The organism is Tsukamurella serpentis (genome assembly GCF_054780975.1).
The window spans coordinates 378,514-396,625 of the sequence record NZ_BAAGVH010000003.1; the positions used below are offsets into that span (position 1 = coordinate 378,514).

The following is an 18,112-nucleotide window of genomic DNA, read 5'->3' on the forward strand; positions in this document are numbered from 1 at the left end:
TGCCGCCGATCCGTCGCGACAACCTGCACCGCCTGATCAAAGGAGTGTCAATGACCAAGCCGGAGATCGAGTTCATCGAGGGCCCCGCGCCCACCGAGCTCGTCATCAAGGACATCGTCGTCGGCGACGGTGCCGAGGCGCAGCCCGGTAGCACCGTCGACGTGCACTACCTGGGCGTCGAGTTCGACAGCGGCGAGGAGTTCGACTCCTCGTGGAGCCGTGGCGAGTCGATCAACTTCCCGCTGCGCAGCCTGATCGCGGGCTGGCAGGAGGGCATCCCGGGCATGAAGGTCGGCGGTCGCCGGCAGCTGATCTGCCCGCCCTCGCTGGCCTACGGTCCGGCCGGCGGCGGTCACCGCCTGTCCGGTAAGACCCTCGTCTTCGTGATCGACCTGCTCGGCGTCAAGTAGCCGCCGCCGGGCGGCTCAGCCCCTGATCGATCAGGGCCCCGCATCGTTCGCACCATCCGGTGACGAACGGCGCGGGGCCTTCGTCGTCTCCGGTCTGACGATGGTCGCTCTCGCGCCTTGCCGACCGCAGAGTTTCGGTTGACCGAAGAATATTATTTGAATAACCTAGTCCGGTGCTGACACAGACGCGGGCGCAGAGCCCGAAAGAACTGCGTGCCCTGATGCTGCTCGGGCCCGCCTTCGTGGCCGCGATCGCCTACGTGGACCCGGGGAACGTGGCGGCGAACGTCACCGCCGGCGCCAAGTACGGATACCTGCTGGTCTGGGTGCTGGTGCTGGCGAACGTGATGGCCGTGATGATCCAGTACCAGTCCGCGAAGCTCGGTGTGGTCACCGGCCGCTCCCTGCCGCAGGTGCTCGGCGAGCGCCTGCCCAAGCGTTCCCGAGTCGCCTTCTGGGGGCAGGCCGAGATCGTGGCCGCCGCGACCGACCTCGCCGAGATCATCGGTGGAGCACTGGCGCTGAACCTGCTGTTCGGGGTGCCCCTGGTGTGGGGCGGGCTGATCGTGGGCGTGATCTCGACGGTACTGCTCACCCTCGCCGACGGACGCCGCCAGTACCGTTTCGAACTGGTCGTGATCGGCCTGCTGGCGGTGATCGTCGTCGGCTTCCTGGCCGGGCTGATCATCGCCCCACCGGACGGCGGCGCCTTCCTGGGCGGCCTGGTTCCGCGCCTGCAGGGCACTGAGACGGTGCTGCTGGCCGCGTCCATGCTGGGCGCCACGGTCATGCCGCACGCGATCTACCTGCACTCCACCCTGGTGATCGACCGGCACGGCACCCCGCCCGCGGAGGGTGCCGGCGAGCGCGCCCATCGGCTGCTCAAGATCACCCGGGTCGACGTGGTGCTCGCCCTGATCATCGCCGGAGCGGTGAACATCGCCCTGTTGGTGCTGGCCGCAACCAGCCTGTACGGGCGCGAGGGCACCGATTCCATCGAGGGCGCGCACGCCGCCGTGGCCGATGCGCTGGGGCCCGTCGTCGCCGGCCTATTCGCAGTGGGCCTGCTCGCCTCCGGTCTCGCCTCCACCGCGGTGGGCAGCTACGCGGGCGGCGCGATCATGGCGGGCCTGCTCCATCGCCGGATCCCGGTGCTGGTGCGGCGCGTGGTCACCATGATCCCGGCGCTGGCGGTGCTCGCCGTCGGTATCCCGCCGACCGAGGCGCTGATCGTCTCGCAGGTGGTGCTCAGCTTCGGTATCCCGTTCGCGCTGCTGCCGCTGCGCCGGTACACCTCCGACCGTGCCCTGATGGGTGGTTTCACCGACGGCCCGTTGCTGCGCTGGGCGTCCGGCGGGGCCGCCGCCCTGATCGTGACCCTCAATGTCGCGCTGATCTACCTGACGTTCGCGGGGTGACGTGAGGGGGGTTCACCTCACCCCCGCTGTGATTTAATCTAGACAACTAAATCATCTCCACAGCGGAGATCATCCGCGGAGGTAGTAAAGGCAATGCGAGCGCGTGTACTGATCGTGGTCGGCGTCCTCGCGCTGCTCGCCGCCGTCGGCTGGAACCTCCTGGCCCCCTCCGAGGTTTCCCGCGGCGCCGTTGAATCCGGCACCCTCGCACAGGTATCCGCCGCCCCGTCGGATTCTCTGACCTGCGACGGAGGACTCACCGCGCGGGTCGGTGCCACGCAGTCGTGCACTCTCACCCGTGCCGGTGAACGGTTCCGGGTGAACCTGCGGGTCACCGACGTCGGCGACGGCGGCATCCGCTGGAACTCGACCGTGGCGGGGGAGCCGCAGGCCGGTCCCCGGGTCACCGTCGACGAACTCGAACGACACACCCGCGAAGCACTCGCGCAGCAGCGGCCGGTCGAGAAGGTCACCTGCGCCGGACCGCTGGAGGGGACCGTCGCCGCCACCCAGAGCTGCACCCTGCTCTCCCGCGGGGTCATCCATCACGTCACCGTGAAGGTGACCACCGTCGACGACTCGCGGGTGCAGTGGGGCGCCACCGTCGTGGACTGAGCGAGTGTCAGCGCGTGCCCAGGAACCGGTAGCGATCGAGCCGCCGGCTGATCCGGATCGAATCCGGGATCAGCGTCAGTTCCGCCAGCGCTGCGCTCACCGCCAACCCCACCCGCCGGGAGAAGTCCGTCGGCTCGTCGGCCGCGTTCGGGCGTTCCGGGATCACCCGGTCGACGATGCCGTCCTCGAACAGATCCGCCGCCCGGATCCGCTGCCGCTGCGCCAGCTCCGCCGCGTGCTCCACATCGTGATACAACACCGCACTGGCGCCCTCCGGCGGCAGCGGAGCCAGCCACGCGTGCTGCGCGCAGAGCACCCGGTCGGCCGGGAGCATGGCCAGCGCACCGCCGCCCGAACCCTGCCCCAACAGCACCGACACCGTCGGGACCCGCAGCGTCACCAGATCGGAGAGGCTGCGCGCGATCTCCCCGGCCAGGCCGCCCTCCTCCGCCTCCGGGGACAAGGCCGAACCCCAGGTGTCGATCACCAGCACCAGCGGCAGGTCCAACTCCTCCGCCAGCCGCATCCCGCGCCGAGCCAGCCGCAGCGCAGCCGGACCGAGCAGCGGCGAGGGCCGCCCCTCGGTGCGGGTGGTGTCCTGCCCGACCACCACGCACGGATAGCCCTGCACCCGGGCCAGCGACAGCAGCAGCGCATGGTCGATCTCACCCTCACCGGTGCCGGACAGCGGCAACCGGTCGGTGGCCGCGTGCCGCAGCAGCGCCCGCACCCCGGGCCGGCCCGTCTCCCGGCTGATCCGCACCGAATCCCACGCGCTCGCACCGTCGTCGACGGTGCTGAGCTCCTCCCGCATCCCCAGGTGCGGCGCCAGCGGGTCGGCGTCCTTGGTGCCGGCCAGCACCCGCAGCGCGCGGTGCGCGAGCAGCCGCACGAAACGCAGCGGCACCACCCCGTCGATCAGGCCGTGCGCGAACAGGTTCTCCGCGGTCTGCACCCCGTCCGGGAAGGGCTCACCGTGCAGCGCCTGATGCACCCGTGGCCCCAGGAAACCGATCCGGGCACCCGGCTCGGCGATGGTCACGTGCCCGAGCGACCCCCACGAGGCGAACACCCCGCCCATGGTCGGATTGCGCAGGTACACCAGGTACGGCAGACCGGACTTCTTGTGCAGGGTGATCGCCGCCGAGATCTTGACCATCTGCAGGAAGGCGACGGTGCCCTCCTGCATCCGGGTGCCGCCCGAGGTGGGGGTGGCCAGCAGCGGCAACCGCAGTGCCGTCGCCCGCTCCACCGCCGCCACGATCCGCTCCGCCGCCGCCACCCCGATCGATCCGCCGAGGAAGGCGTAGTCGCACGCGATCACCGCGATCCGCTGGCCCCGGATCCGGCCCTCACCGGTGAACACCGCCTCGTCGTGGTGCGAGCGCTCCCGCGCCCGGGAGAGCGTCTGCGCGTACTCGTCGTCCGCCGCGGTCACGGCGTCCACCAGCGGGCCGTCCCAGCCGGTGAAGGTACCGCGGTCGAGGATCGCATCGATGAGGTCCTGCGCGGTGATCGGCATGGCACCAGATTAGCCACCCGGCCACCGGGAACAGGGCTCCTCGGGAACACCCGCCAGCACGACGGTGTTGCACCCGGATGTGACTGCTCCCAGCGTTCCTTCCGTACCCCTGCATTCCGGAACCGCCATCCCGGCGCTCGGCTTCGGCGTCTGGCAGGTCCCCGACGCCGACGCCCACCGGGCCGTCGCCGAGGCCCTGCGCGTCGGTTACCGCAGCATCGACACCGCCGCGGTCTACCAGAACGAACCCGGCACCGGACGGGCGATCGCCGAGAGCGGACTGCCCCGCGAGCAGATCTTCCTCACCACCAAGCTGTGGAACTCCGATCAGGGCTTCGACGAGACGCTGCGCGCCGTCGACGCCTCCCTGGACCGGCTCGGCACCGACTACCTGGACCTGTACCTGATCCACTGGCCGGTGCCCGAGTACGACCGCTACATCGACACCTTCAAGGCCTTCGAGCGGATCCGGGACGAGGGCCGGGCCCGGGCGATCGGAGTCAGCAACTTCCGCGTCGAGGACCTGCGCCGGGTGATCGACGAGACCGGCACCGTGCCCGCGGTCAATCAGATCGAACTGCACCCGGGACTGCCGCAGGACGAGCTGCGCGCCTTCCACGCCGAGCACGGCATCGTCACCGAGGCGTGGTCCCCGCTCGGGCAGGGGCAGTCGCTGACCGACCCGGTGATCGCCGAGGTCGCCGCCGAGCACGGCGTCACGCCGGCGCAGGCCGTGCTGCGCTGGCACCTGCAGCTGGGCAACGTGGTCATCCCGAAGTCGGTGACCCCGGCGCGGATCGCGGAGAACTTCGACGTCTTCGGCTTCGAGCTGACCGGGGAGCAGATGCGCCGGATCAGCGCGATCGACGGTGGCCGCATCGGCCCGGACCCGGCCGAGTTCAACCTGCGCTGACCGCCCGCTGCCCGGGCGCCCGTTCTCGGCGGACCTGTGCGCCGGTCGGTGCGCTCAGCCGTCGCCGTTGGCGTAGATTGCGATTCATGATCGGATACAACCTCGAGGACAAGGTCGCCATCATCGAGTTCCAGCGCCCCGAAGCGCGGAACGCCCTCAATCCGGAGATCATGGACGGACTCGAGGCCGCCTTCGATCGGGCCGAGGCCGACGGTGCCTTCGTCATCGTGCTCACCGGTCAGGGCACGGTGTTCTGCGCCGGCGCCGACCTGCGCTCGGGTGCGGTGCTCGACAAGGGCTTCATGGAGCGGGTCATCCGGTTCTACCGCCGCGTGGAGTCGATGCCGCAGATCGTGGTCGCGGCGCTCAACGGTCCCGCCTACGGCGCCGGTGTGCAGATGGCCATGGTCGCCGACCTACGGGTGGTGGACCCGAGCACCGTCATCGGGATTCCGGCGGCCTCGCTGGGCGTGACCATCGACAAGTGGACGCTGCGCCGGCTGGAGGACCTGATCGGCGGTGGCCACGCCCGCGGTGTGCTGATGGCGGTGCAGCGGATCGGAGCCGACAAGCTCGCCGAGCTCGGCTTCGCGAACGCCGTCGGCGACCGGGAGGCCGCGCTGGAGTTCGCCCGGGGCATCGCCGCCCTCGCGCCGCTGTCCCTGCAGAACTACAAGGCGCTGTTCAAGACGGACGTCGCCCAGGAGCCGCTGACCGAGGCCGAGGAGGCCCGGCTGCACGCGGTGTGGGACTCCGAGGATCTGAAGGAGGCGTTGATGGCGCGGGTCGAGAAGCGCGAGCCCCGTTTCCAGGGACGCTGACGTGGGGCGGGTGACGACGGCGGCCGCGCTCGCCGCCGGCGGTCTCGGGGGAGCGGCCGCGGTCTCGCTGCTGCGCGCCGGACGCGGCGTGCGGCGATCCATGGGTGCCCGCGCCGACACCGTCTACACCAACACCGACCCCGACAGCCCGCACGAGCGGTTCGACGCGGGCAAGATCGCCCGGGGAGTGATCGGGCGCGCCCGGCACGGCCGGGGCCGCCCGTCCGGCCCGATCCCGCTGGTCGCCGAACCGGTGCCGGCGCAGCCCTCAGACCTGGCCGCCACCTGGTACGGGCATTCATCGGTCCTGATCGAGGTCGACGGTTTCCGGATCCTCGCCGACCCGGTGTGGGGAGAGCGGGTCTCGCCCTCGCGCACCATCGGCCCGGCCCGTCTGCACCCGGTCCCGGTGGCGCTCAGCGCGCTACCGCCGGTCGACGCGGTGATCATCAGCCACGACCACTACGACCACCTCGATCTGCCCACCATCGAGGAGCTCACCCGTGAACGGGACGTGCCCTTCTGCGTGCCGATCGGGGTGGGCCGGCACCTGCGCGCCTGGGGCGTTCCCGAGCACCGCATCGTCGAACTCGACTGGGACCAGTCGCACCTGCTGCGCCGCGGCGACACCGCCCTGAAGGTGGTGTGCACCGAGGCCCGGCACTTCTCCGGCCGCGGCCTGACCCGCAACACCACGCAGTGGGCGTCCTGGTCGCTGATCGGTCCGAGGCACCGGGTGTTCTTCGGCGGCGACACCGGGTTCACCGAACGGTTCAAGCTGATCGCCGATCACTTCGGTCCGTTCGATCTGACCCTCCTCCCGATCGGCGCCTACGACCCGCTGTGGCCGGATGTGCACACCAACCCTGAGGAGGCGGTCGAGATCCACAAGATGCTCGCCGCACCGGATGCGCCGCTGATTCCGGTGCACTGGGCCACCTTCAACTTGGCCTTCCACGATTGGTCCGAACCGGTCGCGCGGCTGCTCGCAGCCGCGCAGGAGCAGTCGGTCACCGTCGTGGTGCCGATGCCCGGCGGCCGGGTCGACGGTGACCGGCCCTCAGGTCACAGCGCCTGGTGGGCCGAACTCGGCTAGCCTTGGCTCATGAACTTCAACGACATCGTGAACAAGGCCAAAGACGCGCTCGGCAAGAACCCCGGCATGCTGGACAAGGCCGGAGACTTCGTCAACGACAAGACCGGCGGCAAGTACGCCGACCAGATCGGCAAGGCGAAGGACGCCGCCCAGAAGTTCACCGGCCAGCAGGGCCAGCCCGGCGAGCAGGGCCCGGCGCCCGAGCAGGGCCAGGCACCGGCACCCGAGCAGGCCCCCGAGCAGCCGCAGCAGGGCCAGAATCCGGATCAGCCGCAGTAGGTCGGGTACCCTACTGCACTCATGGGTCGTCACTACGCGCCGGGCGAACCGGCCGCGGGAGGTCGGCGTGGCCGCAACCTCGCCCGCATCCTGCTCGGCATCGGTCTGATCGCGGTCCTGGTGGCGGCCGTACTCGCCATCGTCGGCGGGAGAGTCCAGCAGTGTGACAGCACCCGGAGCTTCACCGTGTTGACCGATCCGGCGCTGGCCCCGGCCCTGCGCGCGCAGGCCGAGGCGGCGTCGGATCGGTGCACCACCTACGCCGTGACCGAGGCCCCGGATTCGGAGACCGCGGGACGGCTCGCCGGGGGCGAGGCCCCCGATCTGTGGCTCGCACCGTCGAAGACCAGAGTCTCCGGTGTGGCCGCCCAACTCGGCCGGGAACTACCGGCCACCGACGTCGCCGCGTCGCCGATCGTGCTGGCCGGCGCCGCGATCGGCCAGCCCGAGAGTTGGCTGCAGGCCCTGACCCAGGGTTCGATCCGCGCCGCCCGGGCCGATTCCACCTACTCCTCGGCGCCCGTGGTGGCCGGGGTCTCCGAGGCGGCCCGTCCGGGGGCCGACGGTCAAGCCCTGACCAGCGCCCTCGCCCAGTACGCGCAGGCCGCGAAGCGCCTCACCGGTGACCCGGTGATCTCCGCCGCCGGGGAGGGCGGCGTGGTGGTGGTCCCCGAATACGCCTACCTGGCAGCGAAGAAGTCCAACAACGGGGTGCCCGTGACCGCGACGGTGCCCAAGACCGGTGCGGCCCGCGATCAGGTGCTGCTGGCCGTCACCGCCGGTGGTGCCCGCCGCTCCGCCGCGGAGGACGCCCAGCGCCGGCTCGCCGAGGCCTTCCGTTCCGCCGACGGCAAGCAACTGTTGGCCCGCGAGGGCCTGCGCGGCACCGACCTGACCCCGGCCCCGGACGGCGGCGTCGGGGCGGTGACCGCACTTCCCGAACCGGATGCCGCGAAGCTCGGGCGCGCCGAGCAGGAGTACAGCACCCTGGCCGTACCGCTCAAGGCGCTGGTGCTGGTGGACACCTCAGGGTCGATGGACGAGAAGGTCGGCTCCACCACCCGGATCGGGATGCTGACCTCCGGCTTCACCAAGGTGGTCACCAAGATCCCGGACGCGAACGCCGTCGGACTGTGGACCTTCGCCCTGGGCACCGGCACCGCGAAGGACTGGACCGAGGTGGTGCCCACCGCGCCGCTGAGCAGCGACCGCGGCGGCAAGCCGCAGCGTCAGGCCCTGCTCGACGGGGTGAGCTCGCTGGCCGGGAAGGTCGGTGGCGGCACCGGGCTGTACGACAGCACCCTGGCCGCGTACCGGCAGGCCATCGCCGACTTCGACCCCGCCTACTCGAACTCGCTGATCCTGCTCACCGATGGCGGGAACGAGAAGAACGGCGGCACCACGCTGGCGCAGTTGGTGGGTGAGCTCAAGAAGCTGGTGGATCCGGCCCGGCCGGTGAACATCCACACCGTCGGCATCAGTAAGGACGCCGACCTGCCCGCGCTCAAGGCGATCGCGGACGCCACCGGTGGTACCGCGCAGTCCGCGGAGACGGAGGAGCAGATGCTCACCGATTTCGTGAGCGCGATCGCGAAGCGGGCCAAGTAGCCGGCAGGGCGCCGGAGCGCCCGGCCCGCGGAAGTGCCCCCGACAGGAATCGAACCTGCGGCCTGATCTTTAGGAGAGATCCGCTCTATCCGACTGAGCTACGGGGGCGTGCGGGGACGAGTCTAACGGCGCGGACGGCGGGACGGTACATCCGGCCGCCGACACCGTCGAGACCGGCTAGGAGTCGCGGGCTTCGGCCGCGCCGCGGGAGGCCAACTGATCGGCCAGCTCGTTGCCCTCGTTTCCGGCGTGCCCCTTGACCCAGCGCCAGTCGATCTCGTAGGTCGCGGCCGCCTTCTCCAGGCGCTGCCACAGCTCGGCGTTCTTCACCGGCTGCTTGGCGGCGGTCTTCCAGCCGTTGCGTTTCCAGCCGGCGATCCACTTGGTGATGCCGTTCTTCACGTACGAACTGTCGGTGTAGAGGATCACCGGGTACGGCTTGGTGATGGCCTCCAGCGCCGAGATCGCGCCCATCAACTCCATGCGGTTGTTGGTGGTGTCCTTCTCGGCGCCGTAGAGCTCCTTCTGATGGTCGCCGAACCGCAGCACCGCGCCCCAGCCGCCCGGTCCGGGGTTGCCCAGGCACGCACCGTCGGTGTAGATCACGATCTCGTCCGCCACGGGGAGCCATCCTAGCCGTGTCGGGCCGGACCTACCGACGGGTACACTGAGCCGATGACACAGCGCTGCGAGATCTGTCCCAGGTGGGTCCGGTGACCGCGGCGCTGCAGCCCACCGACGATGCCAAGGGCCGCGCGCGGACCCGCCGGCGGCTGATCCGGGCCGCGTACCTGGTGTTCGCGCAGCACGGCTACGGTTCGACCACGGTGAAGATGGTGTGCGAGGCGGCCGGTTTCACCCGGGGCGCCTTCTACTCCAACTTCACCAGCCTCGAGGAGCTGTTCATCGCGGTCTGGCGGTTCCACGTGGAGTGGATCATGGACGTGATGGCCAAGGTGGTGGAAGCGCACGTGGTGCGCGGCGCCGATTTCGACAAGCTGATCGAGATGGCGGTCCGGTCGATCCCGGTCAATGAACGCTGGCAGCGGGTCAACGGTGATTTCGTGGCCCTGTGCACCCGCACGCCCGAGCTGAACCAGACCGTCCGCGACGCCCAGCAGATGCTGCTGGCCAACATGCTGCCCACGGTGATGCACGTGCTCGAGGCCGCCGGCCGCCGGGTCACCGCACCCGAGGCGCTGGGCTATGCGCTGCTCGCGGTGCACGAGGGCACCGCCTCGTACTGCGTCATCGACCCCACCAGCGAGACGCTCAAACAGAACCGCATCGACCTGCTCACTGCCACGCTGCACATGTACAGCGAGCCGATCGAGAACCCCGCGTGAGCCGCACCGCCCTGCTCATCGGGATCGGAGCGGGCGACCCGGGGCACGTGACCATGGCTGCCGTGGAAGCCATGCGCGGCGCGGATGCCGTGTTCATCCTGGACAAGGCGAGTGCCACCTCACTGACCGGTGTCCGGCAGGAGATCATCGACAGGTACGCGCCGGGGACCCGGGTGGTGCTGGTGCCCGATCCGCCGCGGGACCGTTCCGCCGAGCGCGGTGACAGCCGCCCCGGCACCGTCTACGCCGCCAATGTCGACGCCTGGCACGAGGCCCGTGCGGCAGCGGTGGCAGCAGCGATCGCCGAACACGTCCCGGAAGGTGGCAGCGCCGGATTCCTGGTGTGGGGCGACCCGTCGCTCTACGACTCCACCCTGCGGGTGATCGAACGGGTGGCCGCGACGGTGCCGATCGTTCCCCGGGTGATCCCGGGAATCACCAGCGTGCAGGCACTGACCGCGGCACACGCGATCCTGCTCAATCGGGTCGGCGAGCCGGTCCACATCACCACCGGCCGGCGCCTGGGCGAGGACGGGTTCTCCGCCGGAACGGGGGGCAACACCGTGGTCATGCTCGACGCCGATTGCACCTTCCGCCGCACGGCCGAACCCACCGACCACATCTACTGGGGTGCCTACCTGGGCACACCCGACGAGATCCTGATCGAGGGCCCGGTCGGTGAGGTGGGTGAGCTTATCGAGCGCACCCGCGCGCAGGCCCGCGAGCGCCACGGCTGGATCATGGACACCTACCTCCTCCGCCGCCCCTGATAGTCCCGGTTCCCGCACGAACGTCGGTCTCAACGGCGCGGCGACGGCGAAAGCCCAGGTCGGAAACAGCGAGCGCCGTATAGGCCGACATTCGTGCGGATCCCCCGGGTATCACCGGGAGTCAGGCCAGGGCGGCGAGGACCTTCTCGGCCAGCTCCGGACGGCAGATCACCAGATCCGGCAGGTACGGGTCCGGATTGTTGTAGGTGAGCTCGCTGCCGTCGAGCCGGCTGCAGTGCAGGCCCGCGGCCCGCGCCACCCCCACCGGTGCGCACGAGTCCCACTCGTACTGCCCGCCGGCATGGAGGTACACATCGACCTGACCGGTCACCACGGCCATGGTCTTGACCCCCGCCGACCCCAACGAGACCGGCTGCAGTCCCAGGGACTCGGCCACCCGGAACATCCCCGGCGTGGCCCGGCTGCGCGAGAGCGCCAGGTTGCCGGTGAACGGGCCGCTCGGTGCGGTCACCGTGTCGGATCGGAAGACCCGCCCCATCGCAGGCACCGACACCGCACTGTGCACCGGCTGACCGCCCTCGGTCAGTGCCACGTGCACCGCGTAGTCGCGGCGGTGCGCGGCGTAGTCCCGGGTTCCGTCCAGCGGGTCGATCACCCACACCCGTTCCGCGGTCAACCGCTCCGCGGAATCCGGTGCCTCCTCGGAGAGCACCGCATCGTGTGGACGGTGCCGGCGCAGCACCCGCGCGATCCACGCCTGCGCCAGCCGGTCGCCGGTGTCGCCCAACACCCCGTCCTCGAGCAGGGATCCGTGCCGGATGGCCTGCAGGATGCGGCCGGCCCCGTCGGCGATCTCGGCCGCGAGCTCGATGTCGGACAGATCGCCGCGGTCGGAACGGCCGAAGAAGGTCATGTCCCCACACTAGATTGGAGCCATGCCGGAGCTTCCCGAGATCGCCGCGATCGCGGACTACGTCGGCGGCAAGGCCGTCGGCACGCGGATCCGCCGGGTCGACGTGGCCGCACTGTCGGTGCTCAAGACCTACGCGCCCGGCCCGCAAGACCTGGTCGGAGCCACCGTCACCGGGACCCGCCGGATCGGGAAGTACCTCGTCGTCGACGCACAGCGGCCCGACGGTGCCGCGCTCGCCCTGGTCGTGCACCTGTCCCGCGCGGGGTGGCTGCGCTGGTCCGACAAGCTCGCGCCCACCCCGCTGAAACCCGGCGGGAAATCGCCGATCGCGCTGCGGGTGCACGTCGGTCCGGAGGGGGAGGGATTCGATCTCACCGAGGCGGGTACCCAGAAGCGGCTCGCGGTGTGGATCGTGGGGGAACCGTCGGAGATCGAGATGGTCGCGACCCTGGGCCCGGACGCCCTGGAGGTGACCCGCGAGCAGTTCGGCGCGATCCTCGCCGGGTCCCGGGGGCAGCTCAAGACGCTGCTGCGGGACCAGCGCACGATCGCCGGGATCGGCAACGCCTACTCGGACGAGATCCTGCACACCGCGCGGCTCTCGCCCTTCGCCACCGCGCGCTCGCTCGACGACGCCCAGGTGGAGAACCTCTATCGGGCCATGCGCTCGGAACTGCTGGACGCGGTGGCCCGCTCGACGGGGCAGCACGTGGCGACGCTCAAGGCCGAGAAGCGGTCCGGGATGAAGGTGCACGCGCGCACCGGCAGCCCGTGCCCGGTCTGCGGTGACACCGTCCGGGAGGTGTCCTTCGCGGACCGCTCGTTCCAGTACTGCGCGGGCTGTCAGACCGGTGGGAAGGTGCTCGCGGACCGCCGGATGTCGAAGCTGCTGAAGTAACTGACAACGGTCGTACCCTGGGGATACCCGCTCAACGGCCGGAAGGGGTGCCTTACCTTATAGGGCATGAACATCGGTGACGCCGTCCCGAACTTCCTCATCGGACTGCGCGAAGGCCTGGAAGCGGGCCTGATCGTGAGCATCCTGCTGGCCGCGGTCGCCAAGTCCGGCGGTTCCCGGATGCCGGTGTGGTTGGGTGCGCTCGGCGCGGCCTCGCTCTCGCTCAGCTTCGGTGCGGTCCTGACCTTCACCACCTCCGAGCTCTCGGCCACCGCCCGCGAGGTGGTGGCCGGGGTGCTCAGCGTGCTCGCCGTGCTGCTGGTGACCATGATGATCTTCTGGATGCGCCGCACCGCCGCGTCGTTGTCGAAGAGCCTGCGCGGTGAGGTCGATACCGCGCTCGCGCTCGGCGCGGGTGCCCTGGTGCTGACGGCCTTCTTCGCCGTCGCCCGCGAGGGCCTGGAGACCACGCTGTTCCTGTGGACCGCGGCCCGCGCCTCGGGCGATGCGGTGGGCCCGGCCATCGGCGCGGCGCTCGGTCTGGCGGTCGCGTTCGGGATCTGCGCGCTGCTGTACCGGCAGGCCCTGCGCCTGGACCTGGGCAGGTTCTTCCGCTACACCGCGGTGCTGCTGATCGTGGTCGCGGCGGGCGTGCTCGCCTACGGCCTGGGGGACCTGCAGAACGCGGGGCTGCTGCCCGGCCGCACCTGGCCGGCCTTCGACCTCAGCTCGGTGATCAGTACCGACTCCTGGTGGGTGGCGCTGATCGGCGGCATCACCAACCTCGCCCCGAAGATGACGGTGCTGCAGGTCTTCGCGTGGTCGGCGTACCTGGTGATCGTGCTGGCCGCGTTCCTCGGCACCACGCCGGCGCCGACCGGGTCGAGTGGAGGTCCCGCTTCGGACAGCGCCGGCGGTGCACGCGGTTTCCAGGCCCGGATCGCACGCCTGGCCGGACGCCGCACCCTGCCGGTGGCCGCGGTCGTGGTGCTGGCCCCGCTGCTGGTCGCGGGCCTGATCATCGTAATTCTGCCGGCCAAGCCGCCGGCGGCGAGCGCGGTCACCGTCACCGAGGCCGAGTGCGCCAAGGGCTTCACCGGAGCCGGACCGGGGCTGCAGCGGGTCACGGTCACCAACAAGTCCGGCAAGTCCGGGGAGATCACCCTGGTCGACGGTGGCGACGCCGTGGTCGGGGAGATCGAGACCCTGGGGCCGGCGACCACCGCGGACCTGTCCGCGACGCTGGGCGACGGCACCTACCGGTTCGTCTGCTACCTCGCCGGTGGCGCGCCCACCCGCTCGGCGGAGTTCACCGTCAGCGGCGGCTCCGGGCAGGCGCCGAAGGCCGTCGCCCGGGTCACCAAGGACGAGTTGGACGCCGCCAACAGCGCCTACCAGGATTACGTGCTCACCGTGCTGCCCGAGGTCGACGGGGCCCTGGTCCGGGTCCGCGGCGCGCTCACCGGCGGCGATCTCGACGGTGCCCGTCGCGCCTGGCTGGGTGCGATGACCGCGTGGGAGCGGGTCGGCGCCTCGTACAACAGCTTCGGAGCGGCTGGCACCGCGGTCGCCGGACTGCCGGACGGTTTCGCCGGCGGCGTCACCGATCCCGAGTTCTCCGGGCTCCGCCGGATCGAGCACGGCCTGTACCGCGGTGAGCCGGCGTCCGCGCTGATCGCGCAGGTCGACCGGACCCGTGAGGGGCTGCAGAAGATCCGGCAGGATCTGCGCACCGACGAGATCGCCGGTGACCCGGTGACGCTCACCAAGCGAGCGCAGGAGATCCTCGAGGACGCGCTGCGCGATCACCTCACCGCGGTCAGCGATCAGGGCGCGCACGCCGGGTACGCCGCGACCGCCGCGAACGTCGAGGTCACCCGCGCGGTGCTGCGGATCCTGGAGCCGCTGCTGGTCCCGCGTGCACCGGACCTGCTGCCCACCGCCCGCCGGGAATTGGACCGGGTGGTCGCCGCGCTGGACGCGGTGAAGCGGCCCGACGGTTCGTACCCGCCGGTCGGCGGAGACGGCTCCCCGCCGCTGGCGCAGCGGCAGCAGATCAACGGCACCGTCGGAGCGGCCCTGGAGACCCTCTCGGCCGTCCCCAACCTCCTGGAGGTCCCCAAGCATGAACGCTGAGAATCAGAACGGGACGGGGCGGCGACGGTTCCTGCAGGGCACGGCGGCCGGTGCGGTCGGTGTGGCGGCCGTCGGCGGGGTGCTCGCCGCAGGTGCCCGCAGCGACGCCCGCGCCGGGGACGGTGCGCTCGGGGTGAGCGGGAGCTCCCCGTTCGAGGGCGAGCACCAGTCCGGCATCCTCACTCCGGCGCCGTCGCACAAGCAGCCCGCGCTGATGGTCGCGGCCTTCGACGTGATCGCCCCGGACCGGGCCGGCCTGGAGCGATTGCTGCGTACGATCACCGAGCGTTCGCGGTTCCTCACCGCGGGCGGTACCCCGGCGGATCTGGGCGTGGGAAAGCCACCGTCGGACAGTGCGGTGCTCGGTCCGCAGGTACCGGCGGACGGCCTGACCGTCACGTTCGGCGTGGGGGCGTCGCTGTTCGACGACCGGTTCGGGCTCGCCGACCGTAAGCCCCGGCGGCTCACCCCGATGACGGTGTTCCCGAACGATCAGCCCGATCCGGCTCAGATGCACGGCGACCTGGTCCTGCAGCTGTGTGCGAACAACCCCGATACCGTGCACCACGCGTTGCGCGACATCGCCAAGCACACCCGCGGCGCGATGCAGTTGCGGTGGAAGATGCAGGGCTACGGCTCGCCGCCGCGGCCCGACGGTGCCGGTCGCAACCTGCTCGGCTTCAAGGACGGCACCGCCAACCCGGTCGACGATCAGGCGCAGGAACTGGTCTGGGTGCGTGAGGACGAGCCGCAGTGGGCGATCGGCGGCACCTACCTGGTGGTGCGGCTGATCCGGATGATGGTCGAGTTCTGGGACCGGGTCTCGATCGCCGAGCAGGAGGGCATGTTCGGCCGGCGCCGTGATTCCGGTGCCCCCCTCGATGGTGCCGCCGAGACCGACGATCCGGATTACAGCGGCGACCCCGAGGGTGACGTGATCCCGATGGACTCGCACATCCGGCTGGCGAATCCGCGGGAAGGGGAGAAGACCGAGCGGCAGCGCATGGTCCGGCGGTCGTACAACTACGACCTGGGCCTGGACATGAACGGCAACATGGCCTGCGGGCACGTCTTCATCTGCTTCCAGCGGGATGTGCAGGCGCAGTTCGAGGAGGTGCAGAAGCGGCTGATCGACGAGCCGCTCACCGACTACGTGACGCCGTTCGGCGGCGGGTACTTCTTCGCGGTGCCCGGTGTGCGCGATGGGCAGGACTTCCTGGGCAGTGGCCTGCTGAGCTGACGCGCACACCGGCGTGCTCCGGGGCACCACCGCGATTGATCCGGTCCGGACCGGTTCGAGAAGCTACGCGCTCTGAGCCGACGCGGCCTTGCGGCGGGCCACGGCGACCGCGCCACCGGCGGCGGCACCGGCCAGCGACAGCGCCGAGATCCACGGGCGGTTGACCCGGTCGCCGAGGGCCGCGTCCACGGACAGGGCGCCGGGTCCGATGAGCGCGAGCGCGGCCGCGGCGACGCCCAGGTTCAGCGGGTACTCGTAGCCGCCGCCGGTGGCGGCGAATCCCTTGTCGGCGTGGGTGTCGACGGCGCCGATCATCGCGCCGACCGCACCGGCCGCCGACAGCGGGGTGGCAGCACCGAGCGCCAGGCCCAGGCCGCCACCGAATTCGGCGGCACCGGCCAGGGCGGCGTTCGGCTTACCCGGGGTGAAACCGATCGAGTCGAAGAAGGCTGCGGTGCCGTCCAGGCCGCCGCCGCCGAACCAGCCGAACAGTTTCTGGGCGCCGTGGTAGGCGAGGGTGCCGCCGATGCCGGCGCGCAGGGCGAGCAGTCCGAGATCGCGGGCGGTGAGGTCAGCCATGGGAGGTCCTTCCGGGGGTGATGTGCGTTCCACAGAGAGTAACCGGACCGCGGTCCTATTCATTCCGGGCGTGATCGCCGTCATACCACCAGGTGTTCGGTCGAGTCCGGTACCGGCGCCCCGCCGGTGGCCCGACGGTACGCCGCCCCCACCAGTCGCACCGCGTCGGTGAGGGTCTGCTCGGGCAGCGTGTACGGGATGCGGATGTTGCGTTCGAGTCCGCCGTCCACCCCGAAGGCGGGGCCGGCGGCGATCCGCACCCCGAGGCCGGCGGCCGCCGCCGCGGTGGCGGTGCCGGCGGGGCGGGGCAGGGTGACCCACAGGCACAGCCCGCCCACTCCGGGGGTGATCTGCGCCCCCGGAAGATGCTCGGCCACGGCGGCCCGCGCGGTGGCCCGCGCCGACCGCAGGGCGTCGAGCCGGGCGGGCAGGAAGTCGGCCAGGTGGTCGAGCGCGTAGGCGGCGGCCAGCTGCTCGAACACCGCGCCCGCGAGGTCCATGTCGTAGCGGGCCGCGGTCAGGGCGTCCGGCGTCGCATCGGTGCGGATCCAGCCCACCCGCAGGCCCGCCCAGATCGTCTTGCTGGCCGAGCCGAGGGTGACCACCTGGGCGCCGCGCGGGGCGAGCGCGGCCAGCGGCGCGGGCGCGGGCACGTCCAGCGCCACCTCGGCCATGGTCTCGTCGACCACCAGCGGCACCCGGTACCTGGCCGAGATCTCGCCGAGGCGGCGGCGTCCGGCCTCGTCGAGCAGCAGGCCCGTGGGGTTGTGGAAATCGGCGATGGTGAAGATCATCCGCGGCTGCTGCGCTTTGACCACGGCTTCCAGATGGTCGAGGTCCCAGCCCTGTTCGGGATGCAGGCCCACCGGGATCGCGCGGGCGTTGTGCCGGGCCAGGGCGAGCAGGGTGCCGTGGTGGGTGGGCTGCTCCACCAGGACCCGTTCGCCCGGCCGGACCAGGGTGTCGAGCACCACCCGCAGCGCGTGCTGCGCGCCGGAGGTCACCAGGATCTGCTCGGCGCCGGTCGGCAGTCCGCGGGCGGTGTATCGCCGCGCGACCGCCTCCCGCAGCGCCCGCACTCCGCCCGGGTACAGCCCGCTCCCGGCCAGATAGGGCGCCGCGCAGTCGAGGGCGTGCCGGTATCCGTCGTGCACGATCTGTTCCGGGGCCGACGGTGCCGCGATGTTCAGCCGGATCAGGTCGGCCTCGGCACCGGTGTCGGCGGGCTCGGCGGGAAGCGGGTGCGGCAGGGTGAGCACACTGCGCGCGCCCTGTCGTGAACGAAGGTGCCCGCGCTCGCGCAGCTCGGCGTAGGCGGCGGTCACCGTCGTCCGGCTGACCTGCAAGTGTTCGGCGAGGGTGCGCTCGCTCGGGATCGCGGTCCCGACCGGGACCCGTCCGTCGAGCACCAGCAGGCGCAGGGCCTCGGCGAGGGCGAGGTACGCCGGACGGGGGCCGGCCGGGCGCCATCGGCCCAGTTGTTTGGCCAGGGCCGCAGCGCCGACAGTGCCAGTGACGGGGAACATGAGGCCAGTATTCCAGAACTGGCTATATGAATGAATGCCACTTTGCTGGACGGTGGAACTC

Annotated in this window: 18 protein-coding genes and 1 tRNA gene; 13 read left to right on the top strand and 6 right to left on the bottom strand. The window is 71.1% G+C overall.

Annotated features, from left to right (window positions below; genetic code table 11):
- Positions 1-50 precede the first annotated feature (50 nt).
- The 3 genes from ACYVHG_RS10065 (at position 51) to ACYVHG_RS10075 (ending at position 2,443) form a co-directional block, all read left to right on the top strand.
- The gene (locus ACYVHG_RS10065) at positions 51-410 is read left to right on the top strand and encodes an FKBP-type peptidyl-prolyl cis-trans isomerase (protein ID WP_461167298.1); all 360 of its coding nucleotides are present in this window, start codon (positions 51-53) and stop codon (positions 408-410) included.
- 173 nt (positions 411-583) lie between these two features.
- Positions 584-1,828 carry an Nramp family divalent metal transporter gene (locus ACYVHG_RS10070; protein WP_461167299.1) on the top strand — a complete coding sequence of 415 codons (1,245 nt, stop codon included), beginning with the start codon at positions 584-586 and terminating at the stop codon, positions 1,826-1,828.
- A gap of 93 nt (positions 1,829-1,921) precedes the next feature.
- Complete coding sequence (locus ACYVHG_RS10075; RefSeq protein ID WP_461167300.1) at positions 1,922-2,443, top strand: DUF4333 domain-containing protein; 522 nt, start codon at positions 1,922-1,924, stop codon at positions 2,441-2,443.
- A 7-nt stretch (positions 2,444-2,450) separates the two neighbouring features.
- Here ACYVHG_RS10075 and ACYVHG_RS10080 read toward each other — a convergent pair whose 3' ends face one another.
- The gene (locus ACYVHG_RS10080) at positions 2,451-3,965 is read right to left on the bottom strand and encodes a carboxyl transferase domain-containing protein (RefSeq protein WP_461167301.1); all 1,515 of its coding nucleotides are present in this window, start codon (positions 3,963-3,965) and stop codon (positions 2,451-2,453) included.
- A 79-nt stretch (positions 3,966-4,044) separates the two neighbouring features.
- Here ACYVHG_RS10080 and ACYVHG_RS10085 point away from each other — a divergent pair, with 79 nt between their 5' ends.
- The 5 genes from ACYVHG_RS10085 (at position 4,045) to ACYVHG_RS10105 (ending at position 8,682) form a co-directional block, all read left to right on the top strand.
- Positions 4,045-4,878 carry an aldo/keto reductase gene (locus ACYVHG_RS10085; RefSeq protein ID WP_461167302.1) on the top strand — a complete coding sequence of 278 codons (834 nt, stop codon included), beginning with the start codon at positions 4,045-4,047 and terminating at the stop codon, positions 4,876-4,878.
- Positions 4,879-4,964: 86 nt separating this feature from the next.
- Positions 4,965-5,699, top strand: coding sequence for an enoyl-CoA hydratase (locus ACYVHG_RS10090; RefSeq protein WP_461167303.1), 735 nt, complete (start codon positions 4,965-4,967; stop codon positions 5,697-5,699).
- A 10-nt stretch (positions 5,700-5,709) separates the two neighbouring features.
- Positions 5,710-6,795: an MBL fold metallo-hydrolase gene (locus ACYVHG_RS10095; RefSeq protein WP_461167304.1), complete on the top strand. Its 1,086-nt coding sequence runs from the start codon at positions 5,710-5,712 to the stop codon at positions 6,793-6,795.
- A gap of 9 nt (positions 6,796-6,804) precedes the next feature.
- A complete protein-coding gene (locus tag ACYVHG_RS10100) occupies positions 6,805-7,074 on the top strand; it encodes an antitoxin (RefSeq protein ID WP_461167305.1) in 270 nt (89 codons plus the stop codon).
- A gap of 21 nt (positions 7,075-7,095) precedes the next feature.
- Positions 7,096-8,682 (top strand): VWA domain-containing protein, encoded by a 1,587-nt coding sequence (locus ACYVHG_RS10105; protein WP_461167306.1) that lies wholly within the window; start codon positions 7,096-7,098, stop codon positions 8,680-8,682.
- Between the two features lie 34 nt (positions 8,683-8,716).
- On the opposite strand, the gene ACYVHG_RS10110 is transcribed toward ACYVHG_RS10105, so the two are convergent.
- Positions 8,717-8,790 (bottom strand) — tRNA-Arg (locus tag ACYVHG_RS10110).
- Between the two features lie 69 nt (positions 8,791-8,859).
- Positions 8,860-9,303, bottom strand: coding sequence for a ribonuclease HI (gene rnhA, locus ACYVHG_RS10115; protein WP_461167307.1), 444 nt, complete (start codon positions 9,301-9,303; stop codon positions 8,860-8,862).
- Positions 9,304-9,395: 92 nt separating this feature from the next.
- Between rnhA and ACYVHG_RS10120 the strand changes: the two genes are divergently transcribed.
- Positions 9,396-10,028, top strand: a complete 633-nt coding sequence (locus ACYVHG_RS10120; protein WP_461167308.1) for a TetR/AcrR family transcriptional regulator — start codon at positions 9,396-9,398, stop codon at positions 10,026-10,028.
- Entirely contained in the window at positions 10,025-10,798 is a 774-nt protein-coding gene (gene cobF, locus ACYVHG_RS10125; protein ID WP_461167309.1) for a precorrin-6A synthase (deacetylating), read from the top strand. The genes ACYVHG_RS10120 and cobF overlap by 4 nt, the downstream gene beginning before the upstream one ends.
- Positions 10,799-10,919: 121 nt before the next feature.
- On the opposite strand, the gene ACYVHG_RS10130 is transcribed toward cobF, so the two are convergent.
- The gene (locus ACYVHG_RS10130; protein WP_461167310.1) at positions 10,920-11,672 is read right to left on the bottom strand and encodes a 3'(2'),5'-bisphosphate nucleotidase CysQ; all 753 of its coding nucleotides are present in this window, start codon (positions 11,670-11,672) and stop codon (positions 10,920-10,922) included.
- Between the two features lie 22 nt (positions 11,673-11,694).
- Here ACYVHG_RS10130 and ACYVHG_RS10135 point away from each other — a divergent pair, with 22 nt between their 5' ends.
- The 3 genes from ACYVHG_RS10135 (at position 11,695) to efeB (ending at position 15,946) form a co-directional block, all read left to right on the top strand.
- Positions 11,695-12,570, top strand: a complete 876-nt coding sequence (locus ACYVHG_RS10135) for a DNA-formamidopyrimidine glycosylase family protein (RefSeq protein WP_461167311.1) — start codon at positions 11,695-11,697, stop codon at positions 12,568-12,570.
- Positions 12,571-12,636: 66 nt separating this feature from the next.
- On the top strand, positions 12,637-14,706 hold the full coding sequence (gene efeU / locus ACYVHG_RS10140) for an iron uptake transporter permease EfeU (RefSeq protein ID WP_461167312.1): 2,070 nt from the start codon (positions 12,637-12,639) through the stop codon (positions 14,704-14,706).
- Complete coding sequence (gene efeB, locus ACYVHG_RS10145) at positions 14,696-15,946, top strand: iron uptake transporter deferrochelatase/peroxidase subunit (RefSeq protein ID WP_461167313.1); 1,251 nt, start codon at positions 14,696-14,698, stop codon at positions 15,944-15,946. Before efeU ends, efeB begins: the two co-directional genes overlap by 11 nt.
- A gap of 63 nt (positions 15,947-16,009) precedes the next feature.
- On the opposite strand, the gene ACYVHG_RS10150 is transcribed toward efeB, so the two are convergent.
- Entirely contained in the window at positions 16,010-16,525 is a 516-nt protein-coding gene (locus ACYVHG_RS10150; RefSeq protein WP_461167314.1) for a DoxX family protein, read from the bottom strand.
- An 80-nt stretch (positions 16,526-16,605) separates the two neighbouring features.
- Positions 16,606-18,051, bottom strand: coding sequence for a MocR-like transcription factor YczR (gene yczR, locus ACYVHG_RS10155; protein WP_461167315.1), 1,446 nt, complete (start codon positions 18,049-18,051; stop codon positions 16,606-16,608).
- Positions 18,052-18,112 lie beyond the last annotated feature (61 nt).